This window comes from Rhizobium sp. P38BS-XIX (assembly GCF_012641435.1).
GTDB lineage: Bacteria > Pseudomonadota > Alphaproteobacteria > Rhizobiales > Rhizobiaceae > Rhizobium.
In genome coordinates this window covers 975,701-992,724 of the sequence record NZ_JABAIJ010000001.1, presented here as the reverse complement: position 1 = coordinate 992,724, position 17,024 = coordinate 975,701, and the positions used below count along the sequence as shown (strand labels likewise).

The following is a 17,024-nucleotide window of genomic DNA, read 5'->3' as shown; positions in this document are numbered from 1 at the left end:
GTCACGCAAAAAGGAAGACAAGCGTCGCTATTTCAGGACGCCGCGTGACAGGAGGATGACAGTATCAGAGAAATTCGCGCAAGGTATCGCGAGACTGGAGCGATAGAAACTCGATCGCCACACCTTCCATGAAATGGCGCACGACGCGGCCGCGCATATTGCCGAGGCGGACCGGCGTGCCGAGTGGCGGCCGCGCTTCCACGTCGACTGCGGCACCCGAGAGCGAAAGGTCCATGATGCGGCAGGTATAAATCGTACCGTCGTCGAGTGCGAGTTCGCTCAGTACGTTGCGCGGGGTCAGGCGATCGTGGCGACGATCTTCCGGCAGGCCAAGCTCATGCTTGTTGGCAAGCCATGTCAGCTGCGCCGCGAGTTTTTCACGCTTCCGTTCGGTCGCGTTGATCGACATGCTGAAACCGCGGCCATCGACATGAACCACATTGCCTTCAACGCGGCCGAGATGATCGATGTAGGCGATGACACGTTCTTGCGTGCGTGGACGTCCCAGACAGGTGACATACATGTCGCCCGGAGACATTTCCGTGACGACGCATTCGAATTCCTCGTAATTTGCCAGCATCAGACGACCCTGCATGTTGATCGGGACCCGCTGAAAGGTCCGCTGATCGTTGCGCGGGGCACTACCTGCCATTTGATTTGACCGCGTCGCATGGGCCGGCTGGAATGAGTGCATCGAGAGGCTTCTTTAATCGATTGCGTCTTGTGCTAGATCTAGCCGAAACTTCTTAAGGTAAGGTTGTCTTTCGTCTGGCTCTACTTACCGACGACCGTCAATTTTGTCCCGTGTTGGTTCAGTTTTGGCCGTGTCGCGGCCGTTTATGGCAAGATTCAGTTTTTTGCGCATCCATTCGCCCAGTCCGATGCTTTCCCTGGAGGGCAATAGATCGGTCGGATCGGGATGCGGCGGCAAATCCAGATGGCGGGCAGGGCGCTCGTAAAGCAGCCGACTGCGATCTAGCGCCAGAAATTCCAGGCGTTCGTTGCCGAGCCATGCGGAAGGCGCCGTCGGTGTGAGGGAGCCCAGCAACCGATCGCACGTATCGCCGGCCGTTCGCAGCGGCATCAATACCATCTCGAACGTCGCGCTGCGACCGCTGATGCAATAGCCGGTGGCGGTGATCAATGCGGGAACGACATGCGTCATCACGCCGGCCGCAATGCGCACCGGGTCTTCCTGCTGGCTGCCGGCCCAAAGCGCAGCAAAATTCTCGCCGCGAATCTCGCGCCCCATGAGATTGCAAATGGCAGTGCCGGCCAGGCGAAAGCGCGGATTGTCATCCACCGTGTTTTCCAGAATGAACAGTTCCGGAAGGATGTGGCTTACGGCCGATGGTTGTATCAAACTACGAAGAGGTGCATCCGCGTTGCCGCGGATCTGCTCCCAGTAGGTAAATATATCGATGCTCGTCGTCTGGCGCATCATGCGTCCATGTCCCATTTCAATTCAACTGCGAGGGCATTTTCAGCCTTCACACGAGCTCCTGCGAGTTTCATGCCAGAGCCGGCCCATTAGGGTTAACGAATGGTTTCGATTGCCTTTTCCGTCGCCGGATGAAAGGAAATGTTCATCACTTCACGAAGTGACTTGCACGAACTTTCCGGGTGCGGGGCGGCCTCCTCAGGTCAGCTTCGAAGAAACCGCCCGATGCGCCGCCCGGAGAATACTGGGCGGCTTTTTTTTTGAGTTTCGCTGCGCTATGTGTCGGTCACACCGACAGAAAAGCAGAGCAAGACATGGATGATGAACAGCTGCCGCGCCAAGAGCCGGAAGATCCACGGCCGCAGCAGCAGCGCGTTCCCGCCTTCAATCTCCCACCAGTTATTTTAGGCAGCCTTGCCGTTCTCGTGGCCGTCTTTGCGATCATGAATGTCCCGTCCTGGTCGGACGATACGCTGAACTGGCTCTATTTCACCTTCAGCTTCATACCTGCTCGCTACGCCTTTCCGCTCTCGCAGCAAGGTCTTGAGTGGCTTTGGACGCCGCTCACCTATTCGCTGCTGCACGGCGGCATCGAACATATCGTTTTCAATAGCTTGTGGCTGATGGTCTTCGCCGCGCCCGTGGCCCGGCGCATCGGTACCTTACGCTATGTGATCTTCTGGATTTTCTCGTCCGCCGCCTCGGCCTTTCTGCATGCAGCTCTTTACTGGGGCGACCAGACATTGCTGATCGGCGCATCGGGCGTGGTTTCGGCACTGATGGGCGCTGCCTGCCGCTTTGCGTTTCCTGCGATGGACGGTCGGCGTGTTTCGATGGGGCAGGCGCATCGCAATCCCCGGCTGACTGTCCTGCAATCACTGCGCAGCCGCACGGTCGTGGCCTATATCATCATGTGGGTCGCCGGTAATGCGCTCGTCGCCTTCGGCATAACGCTCGTCGGCGACAGCTCGCAACCCGTGGCGTGGGATGCTCATATCGGCGGCTTCTTGTTCGGTTTCCTCCTCTTTGCGCTCTTCGACCGGCAACCACGCGAGGAAGAGCCTGAAGCGCTGCCGCTTGAAGAATGAGCTGTTGCTTTATTGCTGACACGGGCGCACCATCGTCTTCCGTCGATCATGCGATAGAGGAGATCGACTGACCGACGGGCGGGCGCCGGTTTTAAGCTCCGGGGGTAGATTTCGGAACATATCGGACGCTGCAGTGTTCACCATGCTTTCGAGATGGGAGGATCGAATGTCAGTTTCCGTAAAGGCCATACTTGAAGCCAAAGGCCGCGATGTCGTGACGACGGGCGGCAATACGACCGTGGCGGAAGCCGCGAAAATTCTCAATGAAAACCGGATCGGCGCAATCGTCGTCGTTGGACCGGGCGGAAAGATATCCGGCATCTTCACGGAGCGGGATGTCGTCAACGCGGTTGCCAAACAAGGCAACGAGTGCCTGGACAAGCCGATCGCGTCGATGATGACGTCGAAGGTTCATCGCTGCAAGGAAGACACCACCACCGACGAACTCATGGAAACCATGACGACACGTCGTTTCCGCCATGTTCCCGTCGAGGAAAAGGGCAAGCTCAGCGGCATCATATCGATCGGTGACGTCGTCAAATGGCGCATCCGTGAGATCGAGCTCGAGGCGGAGCAGATCAAGGCCTATATCGCTGGGTAAGGATCGGTTCGACGTCGTCAAAGCAATCGGCCTTCGTCGGGTCGATTGCGGCGGTGCATGCCTTTGGCCCAAATGAAAGGCCGCATACTTAGAACGGCGTCTCTCCACGTAGCTAAGAAAGATGATGATCAGCGAGGCGCTTTTCCGCGTGGTATCTTAACGCGCGTAAGCTTCCTGCATGCGCCGGATTTCGGTCAATCTGGCGGTTGCTTCCTCGTAGCCGCGATCGATCGCTTCGCCAGCGCGATGGAATTCCGAAAGGCCGATGTCGCTCAAACGCGGATGCAGAGCCAGATCGGGCGGATCACCGGCCAGGCGCGCGCGCGCAATCCTGTCCTGAATGATGTTGAAGGCCTGCACCATGACGCCGGTCATCCCGAGCTTCATCGCCGGTGCCTCGTCGCGGCGCAGCAAGTCGCCATTCGGCGGCCCGACATTGTGCTTCACGACGGCGGATCGGCCGTAAAGATCATAATGCAGGTTGACCGCAACGACGAGCGGCTGTTCGTAGGAGCGGCAGACGGTGACAGGCACGGGATTGACCAGCGCGCCGTCGACGAGCGTTCGACCATTGGAGCGCACCGGTTCGAAAATCCCGGGCAGGGCATAGGATGCCCGAAGTGCTGTTATCAGCGATCCGTTGGCGATCCAGACCTCGTGACCGGTATTCAATTCCGAGGCAACGGCAACGAAAGGCTGTTCGAGATCCTCGATCGAAAGCCCTTCGAGATGCTCCTGCATACGCTTGGTCAGCCGCATGCCGCCAAAAAGGCCGCTGCCGCCGATGGTCAGATCGAGAAGGCTGGCAATGCGGCGCATGGTCAGCGATCGGGCAAAGGCTTCCAGCTCGTCCAGCTTTCCGGCGAGGTAACAACCGCCGACCAACGCGCCGATCGACGTGCCGGCGATCATGCCTACGGCGATGCCGGCTTCGTCGAGCGCACGCAAAACGCCGATATGGGCCCAGCCACGTGCAGCGCCGCCGCCAAGCGCAAGGGCGATCTTGACCTTTTTTGGAGGAGCCGGAGGCGGATTGGACATATCCTGCAAAGAACCTGAACTGGTCGAGTTCTGTCCGCCAAGGTGACGATTCAACCCCCAATTCAGCATCTAAAGCCTCCTCCGAGGCCCTGCGTGCCTCTGCAAAAATACTGTCCCTTTTTCGTTTCCAAATCGTATACTGGTTGTATCTTCTTGGAGCGCTTCGCCGATAAGTCTAGTGCTGGTAGACGTCTTCCGGATCGAAGTGGCGATGATCATCCACCACGTTCACCATCGGCTTGCCATCTTCGAGCCCGACTGTGCGGTAGAAGCAGGAACGTCGTCCAGTATGGCACGTCGCGTCGTGCCCGGCGACCTCCACTTTCAGCCATATGGCGTCCTGATCGCAATCCGTTCGGATCTCCTTGACCGTCTGAAGGTTTCCGGAGGTTTCGCCCTTTTTCCAGAGCTTACCACGCGAACGGCTGAAATAATGAGCCGTGCCGGTCTTGATCGTCAGCGCAAGCGCCTCGGCATTCATATGCGCGACCATCAGAAGTTCGCCGTCGCGCGCATCGGTCACGATCGCGGTAATCAGGCCGCGATCGTCGAAGCGCGGCGTGAAATCGCCGTTGTGTTCAAGCTCGGATTTGTCTTCGGAAGGCGCATTGAAAATCAAATTCATCTCCGGCGCTTTTGTTTAAGCCTGGTTAGCGGCCCCGGACCATCGACATGAAGCGAACCTGCTCCGCCGGATCGGCCTTGAAGGCGCCAGTGAAGGTGGTGGTCAGCGTCGTGGAACCCTGCTTTTGCACACCGCGCATCGCCATGCACATGTGCTCGGCTTCTATCATCACGGCAACGCCGCGCGGGCGCAGGGTGTCGTCGATCGAATTGGCGATCTGCGCCGTCATGGCTTCCTGGGTCTGGAGCCGGCGGCCGAAGATATCGACCACACGAGCGATCTTGGAAAGACCGAGGACACGACCGTTCGGCAGATAGGCGACATGCGCCTTGCCGATGATCGGCACCATGTGGTGTTCGCAATGGGAGAAGAACGGGATGTCGCGCACGAGAACCATGTCGTCGTAGCCGGAAACCTCTTCAAAGGTCCGACCGAGCACGTCCTCGGGATTGAGGTCATATCCGCTGAAAAGTTCGCGGTAAGCCTTGGCGACACGCGATGGCGTATCCAGCAGACCTTCGCGTTGCGGATCGTCACCGGCCCAGCGCAGCAGAACGCGAACGGCGTCTTCCGCTTCCTTCTGGGTCGGACGTTCGGTGTCGGCGTTCTGCGGAAAATTCTTTACAATGGCGTCCATTACCTGTGGTTCTCCTGACCCGCACCGCGGATATCATCTTGTCGGACTCGCCACTGGCATTCCCCGAAACGCGGAGAGTTTGTACCTTTGGCGGGCTCCGGGGCGTTCTGGCTGGCGGACAAGCCTGCCGTCCTGCACGGTTTCCCATCAAACTTACACAAGACCATTGCATTTGCATGGTCTTCGAACGACATACATATAGTATGGCATAGTCCCTGTGAAAGTGGCCGAAATGGACACGCTGTGTTTTTTGTTAGGAAACACCGAACGGGTACATCGGAGCAAAATCTGTGATGGACGACATCTACAACAGCAAAATCCTGGAATTTGCCGGCAATATCGGCCGTATCGGCAATCTTGCTGACGCTGATGCCAGTGCCCAGGCCCACTCCAGACTGTGCGGTTCTCGCGTAAAAATCTGGCTGAAAATGGACGGCGACGTGGTGACGGATTTTGCCCATGACGTCAAGGCCTGCGCGCTCGGCCAGGCATCCTCTTCGATCATGGCCCGGCACGTTGTCGGCGCCTCGGGAGACGAACTGCGGAAAGCTCGCGAAGACATGCTCGCCATGCTCAAGGCGGATGGCGAGGGGCCGGAGGGCCGCTTTGAGGACATGCGCTATCTGAAGCCGGTCAAGGACTATAAGGCGCGGCATGCCTCGACCATGCTGACATTCGATGCCGTCGTGGATGCGATCGGGCAGATCGAAGCTGCTCGCCAAGGCGGACGCACAACGACCGCCGAAGCTGTCTGAGCGGGATTTCGGCCCATGTGTCAATTCTGTCTGATGCAAGACGACGATGAAGACGAAGGGGGCGCCGCCGCGTCCAAGCATGCTCGTCGCGTCAAGTCACCATCCGGCGATAAAGTGGTCAGATCGCGCAATTATTCCGGCCCTTTCCGTAAGACGCCGGACCGGCTGTTTGGCATGGGCCTCATTCGGCTGTATCAGCTGACGCTGTCCGGTTTCATCGGTAATTCCTGCCGCCATATCCCGACCTGTTCGGAATACGGCTATGAGGCCGTTGCGCGGCATGGGCTTTGGGCCGGCGGATGGATGACGTTGTTTCGCGTCGCCCGCTGTGGTCCGGGAGGTACCAGCGGCCTTGATCCTGTGCCCGGTGATCTCGAGCATCGTTATCACTGGTGGACGCCGTGGCGCTATTTCCGCCTCGGCTGTAAGGCTGTCTGATCCGCATGGCTGTGTACGTCGCGCTGCTTTACAGCATTGTTCTCGGCCCAGGTCGCCGCGTTGTCATGGCCGATCTCAAAGCGATGGCGGAGGAGCTGGGCTTTCGCAATGCCAAAACGCTTGTTGCGACCGGCAACCTGATTTTCGAATGCGAGACGCAACCGATCGCTTCGATCGAAACGAAGCTCGAAACCGGTTTTGCCGCGCGCTTCGGCAAGCATGTCGACATCATCGTTCGCGACGCCGACACCTGGCTGAGGCTCGCGGATGGAAATCCATTTCTTGATGGCATCGGCAGCGAGGTCATCATTCGCGTCATGCGGCAGCCGCTTGAAGCTCAAGCGATTGAAATGTTTTCGAAATACCGAAAAGACGAGCGCATGGCGATCGTGCATGGAGATCTCTGGATCGATTTCGGCCTCAAAGCCAGCGAAACGAGGTTGCTGCCGGCTTTGACGACGAAACGCCTCGGCGTTGGAACGATGCGGAATTGGAACACCGTGCGCGGTTTGGCCGAGATGATCCGCAGGTAACGCCGCTTTTCCTTTACTAGAATGGCAAATACCGCTATCAGGCGCGCGGACGTAAGTCAGTATTGATTTAGTCCGTATCTTTCGAAACCACCCGCATTCGTTGGCGGGACTGGACAAGGAGAATATCGATGTCCCAACCTGTTTCCCTGACATTCCCCGATGGCTCCGTGCGCAGCTTCGCTGCCGGCACGACCGGTCGTGATGTCGCCGAATCCATTTCCAAGTCGCTGGTCAAGAAGGCTGTCGCGATTGCCATCGACGGCACCGTGCGCGACCTTTCCGATCCGGTCACCGATGGCAAGATCGAGATCATCACCCGCTCGGACGACCGTGCGCTGGAGCTGATCCGCCACGACACCGCGCACGTACTCGCCGAAGCCGTGCAGGAGCTTTGGCCCGGAACGCAGGTGACGATCGGCCCGGTCATCGAAAACGGCTTCTATTACGATTTCGCCAAGAACGAGCCGTTTACGCCCGATGACCTGCCGGTGATCGAAAAGCGGATGCGCGAGATCATTCTGCGCAACAAGCCTTTCACCAAGGAAATCTGGTCGCGCGAGAAGGCAAAGGAAGTCTTTGCCGCCAAGGGCGAAAACTACAAGGTGGAACTGGTCGACGCGATCCCCGCAGGTCAGGATCTGAAGATCTATTACCAGGGCGATTGGTTCGACCTCTGCCGTGGCCCGCATATGGCCTCAACGGGCCAGATCGGCAATGCCTTCAAGCTGATGAAGGTGGCCGGCGCCTATTGGCGTGGCGACAGCAACAATCCGATGCTGACCCGTATCTACGGCACGGCGTTTGCCGAGCAGGCGGATCTCGATAACTATCTGCACATTCTTGCCGAAGCCGAAAAGCGCGATCATCGCCGTCTCGGCCGCGAGATGGACCTGTTCCATTTCCAGGAAGAGGGCCCCGGCGTCGTCTTCTGGCATGGCAAGGGCTGGCGGATGTTCCAGACGCTGGTGTCCTATATGCGCCGGCGGCTCCAGGGCGACTATCAGGAGGTCAACGCGCCGCAGGTGCTCGACAAGTCGCTTTGGGAGACCTCGGGTCACTGGGGCTGGTATCGCGACAACATGTTCAAGGTGACCGTTGCCGGTGATGACACCGACGACGATCGCGTCTTCGCGCTGAAGCCGATGAACTGCCCGGGCCATATCCAGATCTTCAAGCATGGCTTGAAGTCCTATCGCGAACTGCCGATCCGTCTTGCGGAATTCGGTGCGGTCCACCGCTACGAACCCTCGGGTGCGTTGCATGGCCTGATGCGCGTGCGCGGCTTCACGCAGGACGATGCGCATATCTTCTGCACCGACGAGCAGATGGCGGCCGAATGCCTGAAGATCAACGATCTCATCCTGTCCGTTTATGAAGACTTCGGCTTCAAGGAGATCGTCGTCAAGCTTTCGACCCGTCCAGAAAAGCGCGTGGGCTCCGACGCACTTTGGGATCGTGCCGAAAGCGTGATGATGGATGTGCTGAAAACGATCGAAGCGCAGTCCGGCGGACGCATCAAGACCGGCATTCTGCCGGGCGAAGGCGCGTTCTACGGTCCGAAGTTCGAATATACGCTTAAGGATGCCATCGGCCGCGAATGGCAGTGCGGCACGACGCAGGTCGACTTCAACCTGCCGGAACGCTTCGGCGCTTTCTACATCGACCAGCATTCGGAAAAGACGCAGCCCGTCATGATCCATCGCGCCATCTGCGGCTCGATGGAGCGTTTCCTCGGCATCCTGATCGAGAACTTCGCAGGTCACATGCCGCTTTGGGTCTCGCCGCTGCAGGTCGTCGTGGCGACGATCACCTCGGAAGCCGATGCCTACGGCGAAGAAGTCGCCGAAGCGCTGCGCGATGCCGGCCTCGACGTCGAGACCGATTTCCGCAACGAGAAGATCAACTACAAGATCCGTGAGCATTCGGTGACCAAGGTTCCGGTCATCATCGTTTGCGGCAAGAAGGAAGCCGAAGAGCGTTCGGTCAATATCCGTCGCCTCGGCAGCCAGTCGCAGACCTCGATGTCCCTCGATGAGGCGATCGCTTCGCTTACTCTGGAAGCAACGCCGCCGGACGTTCTGCGCAAGCGGGAAGCACGGCGCAACAAGGCCGCCTGAGTAAAAGAATTATGCTGACGGCACTTAAGGGTGCCGTCAGATAACTGACATAAAGCTTTCATATATTTGCTGAATCAAAGCGTTGCTGCGGCCGCAACATCCGGCGCAGCTGAACGATAGGAGCGGGGCAGCCCCGTCGCGCACTTGGAATTCAAAGAATTATCCTACGCCAACGAACGGGATACCCGTATCAAACGCTGGTTCATCCGCTCCATCGAAGGCCTGTCCGGCCGCGACCGTTATGCCCGCCTTTATGATATCTGGCGCACCGATATCGTCGGCAAGAGCGAGCGCGTCTTCGGCAAGATGCTCGATCTCATCGATGTGCAGCTGCTCGCCAAGGGCGAATGGCCGCCGCAAAAAATTCCCGACGCGCCGATCGTCATCGTTGCCAACCATCCCTATGGCATCGGCGATGGCATTGCCGTGCTGGCGCTGGCCGAACAGCTTGGCCGTCCCTTCAAGGTGCTGATCAACAACGAATTGTTGAAGGTGCCGGAAATGCATGATTATTCGCTGCCTGTTTCCTTCGAGGAGACCAAGGAAGCGATGGCGATCAACATGAAGACGCGCCACGAGGCTGTTCGCCTGCTCAAGGAAGGCACGACGATCATCATCTTCCCCGCCGGCGGCGTCGCAACCGCCAAGAAGGGCTTTGGCCGTGCCGAAGACCTGCCGTGGAAGATATTTCCGGCCAAGCTCATCCAGGCAGCACGCGCCTGTGTCATTCCGATCTATTTCGAGGGCCAGAACGGCCGGCTGTTCCATCTGGCAAGCCGGCTCTCCATGACGCTGCGCCTATCCTTGCTGATCCGTGAATTCCGGCGTCTTTCGGGAAGCACGATCACCGCCCATGTCGGCGCGCTGATGAGCTGGGAAGCATTGAGCGAAGGGAGCGACCGCAAGGATATGCTTTCAAAGCTCTATGGCGCCGTGTTTTCGATGGCTCCACCGAAGAAGATGCCACGGCGGAAGGCCGTTTAGGTTCTCAAGACTGATTTTGCCAAGAGGCGGCGGGAGATTTCCCGTCGTCAATCCATGCTGTCGCCTTCATCACCGCCGGCAGCCGGTGCAAGCTGCTCATATGTCGGCAGCGGTTGCTGGGTCGATGTCGCCGGCTGCGTCTGTGGGCTCTGTGTCTGGCGCATCTGCGGCATCTGGATCGGAAGCTGCTGCGCGGGCTGTTCGCTATCAACATCCTGCGGCTGCTGTTGTTTCATCAGCACTTCCACATCGGTGTTCGTCCCGGCCACGACGGTAAAATCGCGCTGGTAGATCTTGTCCTTGTTGCGAGCCACCGCCGTATAGCGACCTTCCGCAAGGACCATGGTCGGAAACGCGCTGAGGCTTTCTCCAACGATGTCACCGGCAGAGGTGAGGATCGACCAGGCAGTGTCGGCAATCGCTTCACCACCGGCATCGGACACGAGCTTGAGGGTGATCTTCGCCGCCCTATGCTGGATCGTTGCCTCGGTCACTTTGCCGGCTTCGACCTGAATGTCGGCGCGGATGACTGCGTTGACGTTGCCGTATTCCGATACGACATGATAGGTGCCGGCGCTCAGGCCGACGAGCGTATTCGGCTTCACGTCGGCCATGACGAGCCCGCGCTCGCCATCATCCTTGGCTTCGCTGGAGTAGATCGAGAAACTCAATTCTTTGGGCGGGATACGGACATCGGACCCTGAAACGGCATTCAACACCATGCCGCCGGCATCGAGAACCATAGTCTGCTTCTGTGTGTCTCCGGTTTCAGGCACGCTGAGTTTCTTTGTCACCCCGGCGCGACCGAACGAAACATTGACGAAATAGTCGCCGGGCATCAGATGAAACGAGGCCGAACCGCCTTTCGAGCTTGCAACGAGCGGCAGCTTCCCGTCCGCGCCGGCGATGGGGCTGAAGACATACCAGGAAAGACCCTGCTGCTGCGGACCGCTTTGGGGTGTCAACTTGGCTTCCAGCGACACATCGCGCAGTGTGCGGGCCGCAGAATTTTCGCCATTCGGCGCTACGAAGGCATTCAGCTTCGGCATTTTCACGCTGCCGTCGAGCTGTTTGAACTCCTTGAAGGCTTCCTGCGACGAGGCGGTCGTATTGAGGCTTAAGAGAACAGCGATGATCGCGCTCAATCGGCGAGCGGATGAAATGCCTGACATGGGGTCCGAACCGATTGACTTACGATACAACACACGCCACTTCAAAACCAATGCGGTGGCAAATTCAAGACCCACGTCTTCCTATCAGTCAAATGAAAGCAATCACTCAATGAAAACCGATATCAAGCTCGTCGACTATCTCGCCGTGCGCCGTTCTATCCCCGCTTTCCAGATGTCCGAGCCAGGACCGGAAAAGGCCGAGATCGAAGAGATTCTTCGCCTGGCGTCGCGCGTGCCTGATCACGGTAAACTGGCCCCCTGGCGCTTTATCGTCTATCGCGGCGAGGAGCGTGTTCGCATCGGCGAAGAGCTGCTGAAACTGGCGCTGGAAACAAAGCCTGACCTTTCCGAGGAAATGATTCAGGTCGAACGCGCGCGCTTCACCCGTGCCCCGGTCGTCATCGGCGTCGTCAGCACCGCCGCACCGCATTTCAAAATCCCGGAATGGGAGCAGCTGATGTCAGCAGGTGCGCTGTGCCTCAATCTGCTGATTGCGGCCAATGCCCATGGCTGGGTTTCCAATTGGCTGACCGAGTGGTTCGCCTTCGACGAGCGCGCCTATCCGCTGCTTGGCGTCAACACGGGCGAAAAGGTGGCCGGCTTCATTCATATCGGCTCTACGACTTTCCCGGCTGTCGAGCGTCCACGTCCGGAACTGTCCCAGACGGTGACGTGGGTCGGCGGCGAGAACGCGTGATGTTCTATACGACGGATACCAATCGCCACGGCCTGGCGCACGATCCCTTCAAGGCGATCGTGGCGCCAAGGCCGATCGGCTGGATTGGCAGCAAGGGCAGGGACGGTTCGCTCAATCTGTCTCCCTATTCCTTCTTCAACGCGATCAGCGACCGGCCGAAGCTGGTGATGTTTTCCTCGGCCGGCCGCAAGGACAGCGTTCGCAATGTCGAAGAAACGGGCGTTTTCACCGCCAATCTGGTCAGCCGCAATCTCGTCGAGAAGATGAACCATTCGTCGATCGCCGCGCCTTACGGCGTCAACGAGTTCGAGCTTTCCGGCTTGACCGCGATGCAGGGCGAGCTGGTCGATGCACCCTATGTCGGCGAAGCTTTCGCGGCACTCGAGTGCCGCGTCACCGAGATTCTGCTGCCGAAGGGCCTCGACGGCGAGCCTTCGGAAAATATCATGGTCCTCGGTCAGGTCGTCGGTATCCACATCGACGAAGCCATTATCCGCAACGGCAGGCTCGATATGGCGCTGGCGCGGCCGATCGCACGTTTGGGCTACATGGATTACAGCGAGGGCAGCGACGTTTTCGAGATGATACGGCCCAAAGCACCCTGAAGCGCCCCGCATGGTTTTTTAGTGGTTAATTAACAAGGTAAACGGCCCGTAAACCTTTGCCCGGTAAGGTTTGCCTCATGAGTTTGCGAGGCGAGGGTAGCTTCGCCGATATCGGGGCGTTACGTGATCATAGAAGCATTTCTTCGCTGGGCCGAGACCGCCAAGGCAGAAAACAGAGCAAGAGCGGCCAACGCTCTCGGTCGTGCCTATCTGCAATCGGAAATGCCCAGCGAAGAGCGCGCAGCGGCAGAAATGGCAATGACGTATCTGCTCGATGATCCCTCACCGCGCGTACGGCTCTCGCTTGCCGAAGCTGTGGCGCATTCGCCCCGTGCGCCGCGCAATGTTGTCTTGACGCTCGCCGAGGATCAGCCCGAAATCGCCGGGCAGATCATCCTGTTTTCGCCGATATTTACCGACGCCGATCTCGTCGATCTCGTGCTTCGTGGCAGCGATGTCACGCGAGTTCTGATCGCCTCGCGTGGGCATGTGCCGCGTATGGTTTGCGCGGCATTGACCGAGATCGGCGGCGAAACCGAAATCCAGTGCCTTCTTGAAAATGACGGCGCATTGCTGTCGCAGGCGTCGGTGAAGCGCATTGCCGAGCGCCTCGGCGATTGTGCTGATATCCGCGGACTGCTCCTCAGCCGCGATACATTGTCATCCGAAGTCAGACATCTGTTGATGTGCAAGGTCAGCGATGCGTTTTCGGAATCTGGTCTTATCCAGACGCTGATCGGCGCAGGCCGGTTGCAGCAGGTCACTCGCGAAGCGACCGAATCGGCAACCGTCCATATTGCCGGCTCCGCCCAGCATGAGCAGCTGCCGGATCTCGTCGAGCATCTGAGGCAGTGCGGCTGGTTGACGCCGGCCTTCCTCATGCATGCGTTATGCTCGGGAAAGGTCGACTTCTTCGCCTGCGCCATCACCAACCTCTGCGGTCGCGACGAGCGGCGCGTGCGCTCGATCATTTCGCGTGGTCGCATCTACGCGATACGGGCACTTTACGAAAGTGCCGGCCTTTCCAGAGACATCAGCACGGTATTCGTGGAAGCGACGCTGATCTGGCGCGAGGCATCGCGCGCCAACGGCGAAGCATTGCTTGAAAATGTATCGTCCCGCCTGATGCGCAAGTTCCGTCTCGCGGAGCAGCCGGCTGCAGCGACACAGCTGCTTGATATGGTCGAGAAGCTTGCAAACGTCGAGCGACGACAGGCTGCGCGCAGCTTTGCCGCACTTGCAACTCTAGCCGCGGCGTGATGCAAAGCGTGGAGTGTATTATCTAGGTTTGCAATGTCTCTGATCATTTCGATTGAATCGCCGCACCAGGATGGCGTTATCCGCTTGCTCGACATGTCGAGTGCCTATGCCGAATCGCTCTATCCGGCCGAGAGCAATCACATTCTTGACCTTCAGTCCCTGGAGCAGCCAGATGTAACGTTGTGGGTTGCGCGGATCGGCCCGGATATCGTCGGATGCTGCGCGCTCGTGGACGGCGGCGACGGTACGGCCGAGATCAAGCGCATGTTCGTCGACCCCGCCGCGAGAGGGCGTAGCGTCGCACGCAAGCTGATGGAGACCATCGAGGCTGCCGCCCGTGAACGCCGTATATCGGCGATACGTCTCGAGACGGGCATATACCAGCCGGAAGCAATCAATCTCTACAAGCGGTTCGGCTATGTGGAGATTTCGGCCTTCGGCAGCTACGCTCCGGATCCGCTTAGCCTGTTCATGGAAAAGACACTGACACAAGACTGACGGCGAATCAGCGCTCGGAGCCATCCCGCACGCGCAGCTGCAACTCCGGCTCCTGAGAATGCTGCTCTTCGGTCAACTCCGCTTCGCGAATCCATTCGCGCCAGATAGCGACGATGATCGCCATCAATACAGGACCGATGAAGAGACCGAGAAAGCCCATCGTCTTCACCCCGCCAACCAGGCCGAAGAAGGTCGGCAGGAAGGGGAGCTTGATTGGGCCGCCCACCAATTTGGGGCGAAGCGTCTTGTCGACGATGAAGAGTTCGATCGTTCCCCAGAGGAACAAGGCAACGCCAGCCCAGAGAGCGCCGCTTGCGACGAGATAGATCGAGACGAGCGTCATGGATAGCGGTGCGCCGCCCGGAACAAGCGCCATGACACCCGTGAGAACGCCGAGCGTGATAGCCGATGGAGCGCCGGCAATCCAATAGGCGACGCCAAGCACGATGCCTTCGCCGATGGCGATCAAGGTCATGCCCATGACAGTCGAGCTGATGGTGGCCGGAACCACGCGGGAGATGCGCTCCCAGCGATTTGGAAGAATGCGCTCGCCGAGAAGATCGACCTGACGAACGAAGGTTGAGCCATCGCGATAGATGAAGAACAGGGCGATCAGCATGAAGAGCAGTGTCAAGACGACATGAAACGCGCTGCCGCCGGCCGCGAGCACGGCTCTGTAGATATTACCGATATGCGCGCCGCTGACGAGTTGCGCCATTTCTCCGAGAGAACCCGGGCTGCCGACATATTGCGTCCACTGGTCGCCGAGCCAGGAACCGATCAGAGGCAGCGCCAGAATCCATTGCGGCGGAGGTGCGCCCTCACGGTTGACATGGATGGCCCAAGTGAACCATTCGCGCACTTCTCCAGCCATATAGATCGCCGACAAGACAATCGGCAACACGAGAAAAGTCACAATGAAGATCAGCGCGATCGTGGCGGCAAGCGTCGTATTTCCGCCGGTTCGGCGTAGGAGTTCGCCATAAAGCGGCCAGGTCGCGAAGCCGATGACGGCTGCAGCGAGAACCGGGACAAGGAAACCGTAGAAGAAATAGATACCGGCAATGGCAATCAGAAGCAGCAGCCAACGGGCGGCGGAGATGGAAGGAATCAGCGGCAGGCGTGCATGCGCGCTCGGCCCCAGCCACCGATGCTCCTTTGGCTTTTGACGTTCAAATACACCCACCCGACTTACTTCGCCCCTATTTATTAGACTACCCGGTTATGGGGTATGATCTAGGCTCTTTCAAGAGCAACGCCCTGAAAGCCTCTTTATTCCGATGCCGTGACAATAACACGACCGATTTATGGACGGGACGCAGATATCAGGAGGGACGGCGGATCACTTTGAATGCAAAAAACTGAGTCTTTTGCATTGGATTGAAGTTGTTGTCCGCAACGAGGATCAATACCTCCGTACCGTCCTTCGCCTTGCCAAGGGTAATACCTTCAATGTTGTCGGGATTGAGCCCCAATGCACGCAGATCCAGAATTTGCGTCTTGCGCACCGGCACGATCCGCTGATCGGTCTTTGCGAGCGAAGGAATGCTCGAAACATCCGTGGCGCCATCGAGATCGAACATGTTGATGACAACAGCGTTGCCGACGCCCTGCGCATAGCCGCGCTCGATCGACAGCAGATGGCGATTGTCCAGCGCCATGATCTCGGACAATCCGAAGTCGTTCCAACCCGTTGCCGTCGAAGGCGCCTGCGGTATAGGCGAGATGGGATAGACGTATTGCGCCTTCTGATTTCCGGTCGCGGCGTCGTAGCGTATGAGGCGCGCAAGCGCCCCGCCAGTCAGCGTCGTGATCGGCCCATCCTGATAAAGCGCCGATTCCGTCCCGACGACAACATCGCCGCCGGGGAGGAGAGAAATGCCTTCGAAGGCGAGGTTGTCCCGGATACCTGTGCTCTTGTCTGCGGTCGGCGCAAAGCCCTCGGGTAGGGAGAACTCGCGAACGAAGCTGCCGTCACGATTGGCCACGCGCACGAAGGGCGGCAGGAGTGCCTTGCCGTCGCCTTCGCTGGTCCAATAGATTCCGTCCTTGCCCAGCCGAATGGATTCGCCATCGACCCTCTTGGCCGCAAAGGGCTGTCCGTCCTTATCCTTCAACGTAACATGATCGACTACCTTAACGCCCTTCAAGCCGCTGGCATCGACATCGATGTCGAGATCGTAGAAGCGGGCCGGCGCTTTTTCGGAGCGGTCATCACTGATGGCGATATAGCGGCCGGTCGACGGGTCGAAATCGATGCCGGAAAGGCCGCCGACTTCCACATCGTTTTCCATGAAGCCTGTGGGGATCTCGTAGGTTCCGAGATAGGAAAGGCTGATGCCGGCCTTGCAGTCGCCAAAGGGGCAGGGCACGCCAACCGCTGTTCCGATATCAAGCGCATAGGCGGAATGACTGAAAAGGATAATTGCGGCAGTCGTCAGAAATAGCTTCAACATGGTGAAATCGTCAACCTGAACAGTGAAATGGCGGCATCTTGCCGCCATCTACACATTCATCCATGACGCTTTCGCA

At 58.6% G+C, this 17,024-nt stretch carries 19 protein-coding genes; 11 read left to right on the top strand and 8 right to left on the bottom strand.

What is annotated here, in order from left to right; genetic code table 11:
* Nucleotides 1-64: 64 nt before the first annotated feature.
* Both HGP17_RS04830 and HGP17_RS04825 read right to left on the bottom strand, forming a co-directional pair.
* Complete coding sequence (locus HGP17_RS04830; RefSeq protein WP_168806398.1) at nucleotides 65-694, bottom strand: PilZ domain-containing protein; 630 nt, start codon at nucleotides 692-694, stop codon at nucleotides 65-67.
* An 84-nt stretch (nucleotides 695-778) separates the two neighbouring features.
* Nucleotides 779-1,444: a PAS domain-containing protein gene (locus HGP17_RS04825; protein WP_348648884.1), complete on the bottom strand. Its 666-nt coding sequence runs from the start codon at nucleotides 1,442-1,444 to the stop codon at nucleotides 779-781.
* A gap of 311 nt (nucleotides 1,445-1,755) precedes the next feature.
* Between HGP17_RS04825 and HGP17_RS04820 the strand changes: the two genes are divergently transcribed.
* Both HGP17_RS04820 and HGP17_RS04815 read left to right on the top strand, forming a co-directional pair.
* Nucleotides 1,756-2,529, top strand: a complete 774-nt coding sequence (locus HGP17_RS04820; protein ID WP_168806396.1) for a rhomboid family intramembrane serine protease — start codon at nucleotides 1,756-1,758, stop codon at nucleotides 2,527-2,529.
* 166 nt (nucleotides 2,530-2,695) lie between these two features.
* On the top strand, nucleotides 2,696-3,130 hold the full coding sequence (locus HGP17_RS04815; RefSeq protein ID WP_168806394.1) for a CBS domain-containing protein: 435 nt from the start codon (nucleotides 2,696-2,698) through the stop codon (nucleotides 3,128-3,130).
* Nucleotides 3,131-3,286: 156 nt separating this feature from the next.
* Here the strand turns inward: HGP17_RS04815 and HGP17_RS04810 are convergent, their stop codons facing one another.
* From HGP17_RS04810 to folE, 3 genes are all read right to left on the bottom strand, one after another.
* Entirely contained in the window at nucleotides 3,287-4,240 is a 954-nt protein-coding gene (locus HGP17_RS04810) for a patatin-like phospholipase family protein (RefSeq protein WP_168806392.1), read from the bottom strand.
* A 106-nt stretch (nucleotides 4,241-4,346) separates the two neighbouring features.
* Entirely contained in the window at nucleotides 4,347-4,796 is a 450-nt protein-coding gene (hisI, locus tag HGP17_RS04805; RefSeq protein ID WP_168806390.1) for a phosphoribosyl-AMP cyclohydrolase, read from the bottom strand.
* A gap of 25 nt (nucleotides 4,797-4,821) precedes the next feature.
* Nucleotides 4,822-5,433, bottom strand: coding sequence for a GTP cyclohydrolase I FolE (folE, locus tag HGP17_RS04800; RefSeq protein WP_168806388.1), 612 nt, complete (start codon nucleotides 5,431-5,433; stop codon nucleotides 4,822-4,824).
* A 290-nt stretch (nucleotides 5,434-5,723) separates the two neighbouring features.
* Between folE and HGP17_RS04795 the strand changes: the two genes are divergently transcribed.
* The 5 genes from HGP17_RS04795 to HGP17_RS04775 all read left to right on the top strand — a co-directional run bounded on the left by HGP17_RS04795 (nucleotide 5,724) and on the right by HGP17_RS04775 (nucleotide 10,260).
* Complete coding sequence (locus HGP17_RS04795; protein WP_348648883.1) at nucleotides 5,724-6,188, top strand: iron-sulfur cluster assembly scaffold protein; 465 nt, start codon at nucleotides 5,724-5,726, stop codon at nucleotides 6,186-6,188.
* A 15-nt stretch (nucleotides 6,189-6,203) separates the two neighbouring features.
* Nucleotides 6,204-6,626 (top strand): membrane protein insertion efficiency factor YidD, encoded by a 423-nt coding sequence (gene yidD, locus HGP17_RS04790; protein WP_168806384.1) that lies wholly within the window; start codon nucleotides 6,204-6,206, stop codon nucleotides 6,624-6,626.
* 5 nt (nucleotides 6,627-6,631) lie between these two features.
* On the top strand, nucleotides 6,632-7,159 hold the full coding sequence (locus HGP17_RS04785) for a DUF1697 domain-containing protein (protein ID WP_168806382.1): 528 nt from the start codon (nucleotides 6,632-6,634) through the stop codon (nucleotides 7,157-7,159).
* A 128-nt stretch (nucleotides 7,160-7,287) separates the two neighbouring features.
* Nucleotides 7,288-9,276: a threonine--tRNA ligase gene (gene thrS, locus HGP17_RS04780; RefSeq protein WP_168806380.1), complete on the top strand. Its 1,989-nt coding sequence runs from the start codon at nucleotides 7,288-7,290 to the stop codon at nucleotides 9,274-9,276.
* Between the two features lie 144 nt (nucleotides 9,277-9,420).
* On the top strand, nucleotides 9,421-10,260 hold the full coding sequence (locus HGP17_RS04775; protein ID WP_168806378.1) for a lysophospholipid acyltransferase family protein: 840 nt from the start codon (nucleotides 9,421-9,423) through the stop codon (nucleotides 10,258-10,260).
* A gap of 47 nt (nucleotides 10,261-10,307) precedes the next feature.
* Here HGP17_RS04775 and HGP17_RS04770 read toward each other — a convergent pair whose 3' ends face one another.
* Nucleotides 10,308-11,432, bottom strand: a complete 1,125-nt coding sequence (locus HGP17_RS04770; protein ID WP_168806376.1) for a hypothetical protein — start codon at nucleotides 11,430-11,432, stop codon at nucleotides 10,308-10,310.
* Between the two features lie 109 nt (nucleotides 11,433-11,541).
* Between HGP17_RS04770 and HGP17_RS04765 the strand changes: the two genes are divergently transcribed.
* The 4 genes from HGP17_RS04765 (at nucleotide 11,542) to HGP17_RS04750 (ending at nucleotide 14,492) form a co-directional block, all read left to right on the top strand.
* The gene (locus HGP17_RS04765; protein ID WP_168806374.1) at nucleotides 11,542-12,129 is read left to right on the top strand and encodes a nitroreductase; all 588 of its coding nucleotides are present in this window, start codon (nucleotides 11,542-11,544) and stop codon (nucleotides 12,127-12,129) included.
* Nucleotides 12,129-12,734, top strand: coding sequence for a flavin reductase family protein (locus HGP17_RS04760; protein ID WP_168806372.1), 606 nt, complete (start codon nucleotides 12,129-12,131; stop codon nucleotides 12,732-12,734). Before HGP17_RS04765 ends, HGP17_RS04760 begins: the two co-directional genes overlap by 1 nt.
* A gap of 108 nt (nucleotides 12,735-12,842) precedes the next feature.
* Nucleotides 12,843-13,994, top strand: a complete 1,152-nt coding sequence (locus HGP17_RS04755; RefSeq protein WP_168808087.1) for a DUF2336 domain-containing protein — start codon at nucleotides 12,843-12,845, stop codon at nucleotides 13,992-13,994.
* 33 nt (nucleotides 13,995-14,027) lie between these two features.
* Nucleotides 14,028-14,492, top strand: coding sequence for a GNAT family N-acetyltransferase (locus HGP17_RS04750; protein WP_168806370.1), 465 nt, complete (start codon nucleotides 14,028-14,030; stop codon nucleotides 14,490-14,492).
* A 7-nt stretch (nucleotides 14,493-14,499) separates the two neighbouring features.
* Here HGP17_RS04750 and HGP17_RS04745 read toward each other — a convergent pair whose 3' ends face one another.
* A complete protein-coding gene (locus HGP17_RS04745; protein WP_168806368.1) occupies nucleotides 14,500-15,678 on the bottom strand; it encodes an AI-2E family transporter in 1,179 nt (392 codons plus the stop codon).
* A 139-nt stretch (nucleotides 15,679-15,817) separates the two neighbouring features.
* Complete coding sequence (locus HGP17_RS04740) at nucleotides 15,818-16,948, bottom strand: esterase-like activity of phytase family protein (protein WP_168806366.1); 1,131 nt, start codon at nucleotides 16,946-16,948, stop codon at nucleotides 15,818-15,820.
* Nucleotides 16,949-17,024 lie beyond the last annotated feature (76 nt).

Bases quoted from the DNA above. Each gene is read 5' to 3' on its own strand.
- HGP17_RS04785 (WP_168806382.1), top strand. From the start codon at position 6,632: ATGGCTGTGTACGTCGCGCTGCTTTACAGCATTGTTCTCGGCCCAGGT.
- yidD (WP_168806384.1), top strand. From the start codon at position 6,204: ATGTGTCAATTCTGTCTGATGCAAGACGACGATGAAGACGAAGGGGGC.
- HGP17_RS04815 (WP_168806394.1), top strand. From the start codon at position 2,696: ATGTCAGTTTCCGTAAAGGCCATACTTGAAGCCAAAGGCCGCGATGTC.
- HGP17_RS04750 (WP_168806370.1), top strand. From the start codon at position 14,028: ATGTCTCTGATCATTTCGATTGAATCGCCGCACCAGGATGGCGTTATC.
- HGP17_RS04760 (WP_168806372.1), top strand. From the start codon at position 12,129: ATGTTCTATACGACGGATACCAATCGCCACGGCCTGGCGCACGATCCC.
- HGP17_RS04810 (WP_168806392.1), bottom strand. From the start codon at position 4,240: ATGCTGAATTGGGGGTTGAATCGTCACCTTGGCGGACAGAACTCGACC.
- HGP17_RS04830 (WP_168806398.1), bottom strand. From the start codon at position 694: ATGCACTCATTCCAGCCGGCCCATGCGACGCGGTCAAATCAAATGGCA.
- HGP17_RS04765 (WP_168806374.1), top strand. From the start codon at position 11,542: ATGAAAACCGATATCAAGCTCGTCGACTATCTCGCCGTGCGCCGTTCT.
- HGP17_RS04820 (WP_168806396.1), top strand. From the start codon at position 1,756: ATGGATGATGAACAGCTGCCGCGCCAAGAGCCGGAAGATCCACGGCCG.
- HGP17_RS04740 (WP_168806366.1), bottom strand. From the start codon at position 16,948: ATGTTGAAGCTATTTCTGACGACTGCCGCAATTATCCTTTTCAGTCAT.
- hisI (WP_168806390.1), bottom strand. From the start codon at position 4,796: ATGAATTTGATTTTCAATGCGCCTTCCGAAGACAAATCCGAGCTTGAA.
- folE (WP_168806388.1), bottom strand. From the start codon at position 5,433: ATGGACGCCATTGTAAAGAATTTTCCGCAGAACGCCGACACCGAACGT.
- HGP17_RS04770 (WP_168806376.1), bottom strand. From the start codon at position 11,432: ATGTCAGGCATTTCATCCGCTCGCCGATTGAGCGCGATCATCGCTGTT.
- thrS (WP_168806380.1), top strand. From the start codon at position 7,288: ATGTCCCAACCTGTTTCCCTGACATTCCCCGATGGCTCCGTGCGCAGC.
- HGP17_RS04825 (WP_348648884.1), bottom strand. From the start codon at position 1,444: ATGATGCGCCAGACGACGAGCATCGATATATTTACCTACTGGGAGCAG.